This is a genomic window from Brevibacterium sp. HMSC08F02 (assembly GCF_001807555.1).
GTDB classification, from domain to species: domain Bacteria; phylum Actinomycetota; class Actinomycetes; order Actinomycetales; family Brevibacteriaceae; genus Brevibacterium; species Brevibacterium ravenspurgense.
This window is the reverse complement of sequence record NZ_KV789336.1, coordinates 1-7932: the sequence shown is the minus strand read 5'-3', so window position 1 is coordinate 7932 and position 7932 is coordinate 1. Positions and strand designations below refer to the sequence as shown.

7 protein-coding genes are annotated in these 7932 nt (G+C 58.7%); 1 reads left to right on the top strand and 6 read right to left on the bottom strand.

All coding sequences use genetic code 11. From position 1 onward, the window contains the following. The first annotated feature begins 130 nt into the window (after positions 1 to 130). Positions 131 to 616 (top strand): Ltp family lipoprotein, encoded by a 486-nt coding sequence (locus HMPREF3172_RS10205; RefSeq protein ID WP_082784687.1) that lies wholly within the window; start codon positions 131 to 133, stop codon positions 614 to 616. 73 nt (positions 617 to 689) lie between these two features. Here HMPREF3172_RS10205 and HMPREF3172_RS00030 read toward each other — a convergent pair whose 3' ends face one another. The 6 genes from HMPREF3172_RS00030 to HMPREF3172_RS00005 form a co-directional block, all read right to left on the bottom strand. Continuing rightward, positions 690 to 1394 carry an ABC transporter ATP-binding protein gene (locus HMPREF3172_RS00030; protein ID WP_070514604.1) on the bottom strand — a complete coding sequence of 235 codons (705 nt, stop codon included), beginning with the start codon at positions 1392 to 1394 and terminating at the stop codon, positions 690 to 692. Between the two features lie 4 nt (positions 1395 to 1398). Beyond that, positions 1399 to 2526 carry an ABC transporter permease gene (locus tag HMPREF3172_RS00025; protein WP_083281325.1) on the bottom strand — a complete coding sequence of 376 codons (1128 nt, stop codon included), beginning with the start codon at positions 2524 to 2526 and terminating at the stop codon, positions 1399 to 1401. A gap of 4 nt (positions 2527 to 2530) precedes the next feature. After that, complete coding sequence (locus HMPREF3172_RS00020) at positions 2531 to 3793, bottom strand: ABC transporter permease (protein ID WP_070514600.1); 1263 nt, start codon at positions 3791 to 3793, stop codon at positions 2531 to 2533. Continuing rightward, on the bottom strand, positions 3794 to 5056 hold the full coding sequence (locus tag HMPREF3172_RS00015; RefSeq protein WP_070514598.1) for a DUF2318 domain-containing protein: 1263 nt from the start codon (positions 5054 to 5056) through the stop codon (positions 3794 to 3796). It abuts the gene before it with no gap. An 87-nt stretch (positions 5057 to 5143) separates the two neighbouring features. After that, positions 5144 to 5776 (bottom strand): iron transporter, encoded by a 633-nt coding sequence (locus HMPREF3172_RS00010; RefSeq protein WP_061941742.1) that lies wholly within the window; start codon positions 5774 to 5776, stop codon positions 5144 to 5146. After that, positions 5773 to 7389, bottom strand: a complete 1617-nt coding sequence (locus tag HMPREF3172_RS00005; protein ID WP_061941744.1) for an FTR1 family iron permease — start codon at positions 7387 to 7389, stop codon at positions 5773 to 5775. Before HMPREF3172_RS00005 ends, HMPREF3172_RS00010 begins: the two co-directional genes overlap by 4 nt. Positions 7390 to 7932: the final 543 nt, after the last annotated feature.

The following is a 7932-nucleotide window of genomic DNA, read 5'->3' as shown; positions in this document are numbered from 1 at the left end:
GCCGATCCGTACACCACCATACTGGACACTACTCTTCGGACCGGTAGCCTCTACCAACCACGACCCCAACCCCAAACCGCTGTTACAGCTTGACAAAAACATAGGGGCACCCCCCTGTTAATTTGATCTCATGATGAACAAGAAACGTGTGATTGTTGCTTCCCCGCTTGCCGGTTTCCTGCTTGTTGTCGGTCTCGTTGGCTGCTCTCCGGAAGCCACCGAACCAGCTGATTTTGCGCCAGCGGAAGAAGTCACTCAGGAGGCTGCCGCCGAGGAGGCACCCGCTGAAGAAACACCCGCGGATGATGTGCCGCAGGAGTACAAGTCCGCACTTAAGAAGGCCAAGTTGTATTCAGACACCGCACACATGAGTAAGGCCGGTATCTACGATCAACTCACGTCGGACTACGGCGAGCAGTTCTCAGCCGAAGCAGCACAGTACGCGATTGACAACGTCGAAGCGGACTGGAAAGAAAACGCTCTGCAGAAGGCAATCACCTACCAAAAAGATCTGGCGATGTCTCCCTCGGCCATTCGTGATCAGCTCGTCAGCTCACACGGTGAGAAGTTCACCGAAGAAGAAGCCGACTACGCGATAGCGAACCTTCCCGAGTAACCTGCGCGTCCCCGAGTTTTCCGCACTTGCCGCGGTGCTGTCCGCTTCGGCGGTTGCGGAAGGCGTGAGCGCTTCACACGATCTGCACGATGCGGCCGTGTTCCAAAATGATCTGGCGCTGACCCTGGTCAGCAACCTGCGCGTCGTGGGTCACCACAATGAGGGTGGTGCCCGCGTCGTGCAGCTGGTGGAAGAAGTCCATCACGATTTTCTCGTTCGCTTCGTCGAGGTTCCCTGTTGGCTCATCAGCGAGGATCACAGAGGGGTGGTTGATTAACGCGCGGGCAACACAAACTCGCTGCTGCTCACCGCCGGAAAGCTGTCGCGGCAGGTGTGTTGCGCGGGCGCCCATCCCCACTCGCTCTAAAGCTTCTAAAGCCTCAGCCCTGTCAGGAACAGAGTGGTAATACTGCGCAAGCATCACGTTTTCGAGGGCGGTGAGATGACTGACCAGGTGGAACTGCTGAAACACAAGCCCCACTTTGCGCTGTCGCACAAGCGCGAGCTCTGCTTCACCTAACTTGTCGAGATGCTCACCCTCGAACAGCACCAGGCCCTCAGTGGGGCTGTCAAGGCACCCCAAAATGTTCATCAGTGTGGATTTTCCGGATCCCGACGGGCCCACGACCGAAAGCCACTCACCCCGGCGGATGTCAAGGCTCACATTGTCGAGAGCTTTCACATCGCCGTAGTGCCGGCTCACGCCCTGGAGTGAGTAGATCAGTTCGGGACCTGATCCACGCCCGTCAAAATTGTTTTCTTGTGCGGTATCGGACACAGTTTTACTCCCCACTCAGCACAACGTGCGGTTCGATAGTTGAGATGCGGCGAGCCGGAAGCAGTGTTGCCCCGAGCGTGATCAGCAAGGCTGCAAACACCGTGATCGGAACAGCGAGGGCGTTGAACTGCAAGTCAACGGCAAAGGCGCGGTGTGACACGAATTCAGCCAGCCAGATCCCCGCTGTGATGCCCAGGCCGCCGCCGAGCAAGCCCAGCAGCGTGGACTCTCCGATGAGTTCGATCAGGATATGGTGCGGCTGCGCGCCGAGGGCTTTTTTAAGACCGAACTCTTTGGCGCGCTCGTTGACGATCGCGCCGAGTGTCGCCGAGACTGCGATCACTGTCAACCCGCAGATAATGATGCTGACAAGCCAGATGAGGGTCTGCAGGGTTGCGGCAATGCCGCTTTCGGTCTGGCTGACCCGCTGCACCACTTCGGCGTCGAGTTTCGGCGAAGCCGCGATCACCCGCTGCGCCAGCTCGGACAGTTCCGCTGTTGAGCCCGCGGCGGAATATTCAATGAGGCTGTAACCTGTCTCTTCTGATGACAGCTCCTGCAGGGCTTCAATAGGCAGCACGACCAGATCATCTTCGGGACCGCCGGTGCGGAGGATCCCCGAGACAGTGAACTGCTTCCCGTCGGATTCACCTCTGGTCGAACCCCTCAAATCGAGCTGTTCTCCCACTTTGAAACGATACCGGTCGGCGATGTTTTCACCCACGAGGATTTCATCACCCGTTGGTGTTTGCCCGTCGATTGACCAGTACGGTCGCACCGCCATCGCATCAGACAGAGACACACCGAGCGCCGACAGTGACTGATTGTTGTACACCAGGTTGCTGTACTTGTGGGCGGCGCGCGCAAGCACCGCAGCGCCGATGGTCTCGTCAGCTTCGGTGATGTCCGCCTCGCTGAGCGTGTCGGCGCCGGTTGGTAACACCACAAGGTTTGCCCCGTAGGAACGCAGCTCCTGTTTTAACTGGTTCGGCACTGAATACGCCAGCAATCCCAGCCCAGAAAGGGTTGCCGCTCCCACCGCGATTGACAAAACCGCGATGAGGATCCGCGAAACGCGCTGCGCAAAAGACTGCCCAACCATGCGCAAATACATCCGGATGCGTGGGTTCATCGCACTACCTTCCGTGCAGCACCTGCGCCGGCTGCAGTTTCAGCAGCGACCGTATTGCCGGCAGGCAGCCAATGAGCACGGTCGCAAAGGTGACCACGATCATCAGCGGGATCACAGCCGGGCGAAGTGTGATGGCGGATCCGAAAACGAGCACACCGATCACCTGCGCAAGCCCCACCCCGGTTAAGAAACCGAACAGCCCGCCGACAATACCAACGATGAGTGTTTCACTCAGCAGCAGCGTCACCACCGCCTGGTTCCTGGCTCCCAGCGCTTTCATCAACCCAATTTCGCGGGATCGTTCCATCACTGACGCGGTTACGAGGTTCGCCATACCCAGCGCGGCTGCGACCATGGCGAAAACGGCGACCATGGTCATCAGCAGTTGCGTTTTGTTCAGGATAAGACCTTCGTTGTCTGCAACTTGGCGAACCGCTTTTGCGTCAGCGTCGGTGAGCACCTCTTCAATCTGGTAGGCGATTGAGCTGACATAGGCGGTGCAGTACCAAGTTTCCCACTCTTCCAACGACAGGCTGGAAGGGTCGCGTGCTGCCCGCTGCGCGAGTTCGTTTTCGGGGGTGGTCAGGGCGCGCACCTCAACGAGGTCAACCTCGCCGGGTCGTTCAGCGAGCAGCTGTGCGGTGTGTAACTGTGTGAAGAGTTTGCGATCCTCATCGGATCCCGAGGAGAGGATACCCACGACTTTGACGCTGTGGTTGGCGTTTTCGGTGTGCAGTGAAACACTGTCACCGAGCGCCCAACCCTGTTGCTCTGCGAGCCTGCGGCCAACGATCGCTTCGTTTTCGCCCTTGACCCAGCTGCCGTCTACCTGCCACCACTCGCGCATACCCTGGATGCCGGTGTTCACTTCTTCTCCGGTGGGAACATCCAGGTGGTGGTCGAACCAGGTGCCCACAACCGGAACGGATCCCGCACCGGTGTCGGCCTCAACATTTAACAGGGGTGCGAAGTGTTCGATGTTGTAGGCCCAAAAAATGGTTTTCAACTTCGGGAGCTCTTCTTCGCGCAGCGCCCCGTGAGCGCTCTGGGTACCGTACATTTCGGAAACCACCGAGGTTCCCTTGGGAAGCACTTGAAGGTTCGCACCAAAAGACCCCAGCTCGGCTTTGATTTTGTCGCCCACATCAAACATCACCGCAAGCATGGAGGTGGTCAGGCTCGCACCGAGGAAGATTGTGACCGCCACGAGGAGGCGCTTACGGAAGTGGAGCCGCAGCGCCTGCTGCACCATACGCCAGAAAAACATTTATCGGAACACCTTCGCCATCTCTTCAAGCTCGGCAACCTGGAAAGCCAGGTGCTTTTCGCGAACCTCGTGTGTGATGGGGATCGGGTTGCAGCCGCCCGGGAAACCGATCGTTTGGATGTTCATCATGACGTCGCAGCGTTTGCAGATCACTCGGCCCTTGTCTTCGTAGTAGCCGGAGGGGCCGCAGATTTCACAGGCATCAAGGCCGCAGCCGAAAGCAACATCGTTCTTCTTGATCACAATGAAACGCACCTCTACGCCGTCGGAGGCCTGGTATGCGAAACGGTGCAGGTGGCCGTCGTCGACCAGTTCACGCGCGACGAGCAGTTCCGGCCCGACCACCTCTGACGGCTCAATTGCCGAAAGCTCTGGAACGTACTCGGCACGCGCCTTTCCGACAGTCAGTGCCAGGGCGAAGGCGACCGATGAGGACGCGGCCAGCGCGAGGAACTGTCGCCGTGAAGTTCGCTCCGCCCGGTTGATTCGCACCTCCGCGGGGTTTTTCGCTATCGGGTAGTTGCCAGAAAGCACCGCCACCAGCGCCGGGATGCAGATAACCACCCCAAGCGCGAGGTACATGATCGCCTGATTGTTTTGCACCCACAGCACCGACTGGAAAACCGCGCTGCTTTGTGGCACGAACCTGCGGGTTGCGAGCTGCTGGTAGAACAGCAGCATCCGGGGGACAACCAGAGCGCCAAGCACCCCTGTGGCAACGAGCGCTCGCAGCTGCCACGGCACGCGTTTCGCCGAGACCACATAGCCCCAACACGCCACCACCACCAGCGCGGAACCGAGGATAAACCCGGCGAAACGCTGCAAGCTTTCGGTTTCGAAGAAAGAAGACCCCTTGAGCACGATGCCGTCGGTGCCGAAGAAGTATGGGAAACCGAAGAAAGCGGAGCTGCTAAGCAGCGCCGCCCAGGCGGTGACGGTTACGAAGCGGTGGCGCCATGTTTGGTTGACGTCGTGCAGATTTCGTCCGCCGAGTGTCCAAATTGCCACCAGGAAAAGCGTCACGAGCAGGAACGTCGGTGGCCCCAGCCACGCGTTCAGGGTCGGGATATCAATGAGCTGTGTGTTGAGCCGAAGCCAAGCGAGAACCGCAGCCGCCAATAAACCACCGCTGAAAACGAGTATCGTGACACGGGTCACCATTTTGCGGGATCGCGGAGCGAAGCCGCGAGAGCTCAGCAGGATCGCGGCCGTGAGCATCAGCGGCATCGCGAGACGGATCGCGATGACGAAGAGCTTCAGCATAGTAAATCCTTTGATATCTCTGGCCTCAGCTTCGATCGGGGGAAGGGGGAAGACGCATCCTGACCGATCGAAGCCGAGTCACGCTACTTAGAGCAGCTGGCCGTCCCACTGCCAGTTCTTGAATTCGAACTTCAGCGGTTCTTGCCAGAAGCGACCCTTCACGCCCGAGGAGTCCTTACCGGTGTGGAGCATGAACTTGTCACCGGGCGACTGGACACTGACTTCAACGTCGTACTCGCCGGGTGCAAGCTTGATGTTGTTGCCGTAGTGCGGACCGTCTGAGGCGATCATCGGCATCATCGTGCCCAGGTCAATTTCCTCGCCGGTGTTTTTCTCGGTGACGATCACGGTGATGTCGAGATACGGCAGGTACTGATCGGCCTCGTAACCCCACTCCGCGGCTTCCTCTGTGGTTGCGACGTCGATCTCAAAATGCATGTCTGACTCAGATGCGGGAGGCATCGCCATGGATCCGTGCTCCATATCAACCGCCTGGAAGTAAACCAGGTCAATCTGCAGCGGTCCATTGGTCTGCGGACCCGAGTCGCCCACCGGGATCTCGTTAATACCCACGACCGCGTCGTCAGTTTGTTCCTCAGCTGAGTGACCCGCGTGCGGATCGTCCGTCTCCGAGCCCTGATTCATTCCGCCGTCGCTGCACGCGGACAGGCTCATAACCAGAGCCAGACCGACTCCGATGGGGGTGAGCTTTTTGATCATTGATCGTTCCTTTCAATTGTGTTGTCCACTGCAGCCACAGCGGCGTCAGTAGTTTTTTCCTTTCGAGTTGCAAGCAGCCACAAAGCGACCAAAAGAGCAACCACGATAAGCTGACCGGCGAGCGTTTCAAGGGTGGGGTATACCCCGAGGAAGGAGATCTCAGGAACCCAGTCGATCCTGTGGATCGGAACCAGGGTTGCGTCCTGGAACTCTTTAATCGCGCCGCCGGCGATGGTGATGGCAAGCAGGCCCAGCAGGATCGAAGTCCACTTGAAGAACTGCTGGAACGGCAACCGGATGCCCAGCTTCCACACGAGCAAGAACAGAATCGCCAGGATCACGACCGCCGCGAGAACCCCGAGCCAAATCTTGACGTGATCACCGCCGGTTTTCGCGCCGGCGAGGATCGGGGCGTAGAACATGATGGTCTCGAAGCCCTCTCGGAGCACCGCGAGAAACACCACCATGGCAAGCGCGAACGCTCCTCCCGTACGTGTTTTTTCTCCAGCGGCTTGAGAAACGTAGGCTTCCCACTTCTCGCCGCTAGCTTTTGTGAGCACCCAGTTGGAAACCCAAATCAGCATCACCACTGCGAGCAGACCCGCGATGCCCTCGAGCAGCTCCTGCCCAAAACCACTCGTTGCGGTGCTGGCAACGAAGGAGAACAGCACGGCCAAGCCAACCGAGATCAGCACCGCTGCAACCACGCCCAAACCGATGCCTTTGAGCTGGTCGCGTCGGTTTGCTTTAATTGCGTAGGTTGTCACCGCTGCAATCACCAGCAGCGCCTCCGCGCCTTCGCGCAGCAGAATCAGGAACGATGCGAAGAACCCGCGCCAGCCCAGCTCGTCGCCGCTGGTGAGTTGGTCCAGGGCGGCGGCGTCTTCGGTGACTGCGCTAATGAGCCGGTCGCCGAGTTCGCTGTACTCCGCATCGCTGAGGGAGTGCTGTTTGCCAGCCTGACGGAGGTCTTGGAACAGCGCTTCAACTTCCGTCACGCGAGAGTGCCCAATGTAGGAAATCGTGGCTTTTTCCAAACCGTTCGCCTCGTACTGGCTCAGGTAGGCGTCTTTTGCGGCCTCAGCGGCGCCGTCGCCGTCGCCCTGTGCGTATCGCTCCTGGGCGGTTTGAACGAGCTCGGTGATGTTCATCGCTACCCGTGTCCACTGATCCTGCAGCTCGGGTGTTTCGTGAAGCTCGGACACGTCTGTGCGTAAACGCTCAATGACCGCTGCCGCGGCTTGCTCAATTTCTTCGGGGGAGGCGTTTTGCTGCGACAGCGTGCGCAGGCCGAGCAGCTCGGAGACAAAGCCTTCGGTGCGGTCGGTGCCGAGACGGTGTTTGATTTGATCCTCGAGTCCGGTGGCTTGGTACAGCTCGTAATACGCTTTGCGGATCGTGCTTTGGACTGCCTCTGCGTCGCCGGCTTCGTGCTGGTCTGCGACCTGTTCAAGCTGGGTTGCCATTTGATCGGCGATGCTGTCCCACTTGCTGCTGTCAGCGTGAGCGGGCAACGGAGAAAAGATTAGGAGGAGCACGCAGAAAAGCATGCCAAGCAGTAATCGCGTCGGCGATCCCGTCTTCGTATCTCTGGTTAGCAGGGAAGCAGACATAAGCACCTCTGGGGGTCTGAGGTAGGTAAGGTATACCTAGATTGGATCTTAAGTATAGGCTGATGCCCAGCGCATCACCGTGAACTCACAGTAAATTTGCACCTAAAACCGGGAGTGTGCGCCTCGCTGAGGCGCACAGCGCACGTTGCGCCCGCACCCCTTGGCTGAGCGCGCCGTCGCGAGTTGCCTCAAACGAGGCTGATACGCAAGGGGGAGTTCGCTTGCCGGCAAGCTTCCTGTTACTTTTCAGAGCGGATCGCCTTCGCCTAGAGGGGGCGCAGCCGCCAGGCGACCGCAACGCCGCTGCGGCTAAGTTTTTGGCGGCGATGGGTCGCGCTGTTTCTGCCTGGGCTCGACTTGAGGTCCTTGAGTCAAATCAACGCCTGACCTGGCAATAGTGCGTAAAGCTCACACCGCGGTCGCTCCAAAAAAGCGTGAATCATGGAACTGAGCTGTGGCATAATCGTCGGATGAAGCTTAGGTTCATTGAATTCGGCTGAGCTTCGTTTGGTCAAGTCCTTTTGTGTGGTGTATGAAATCGTT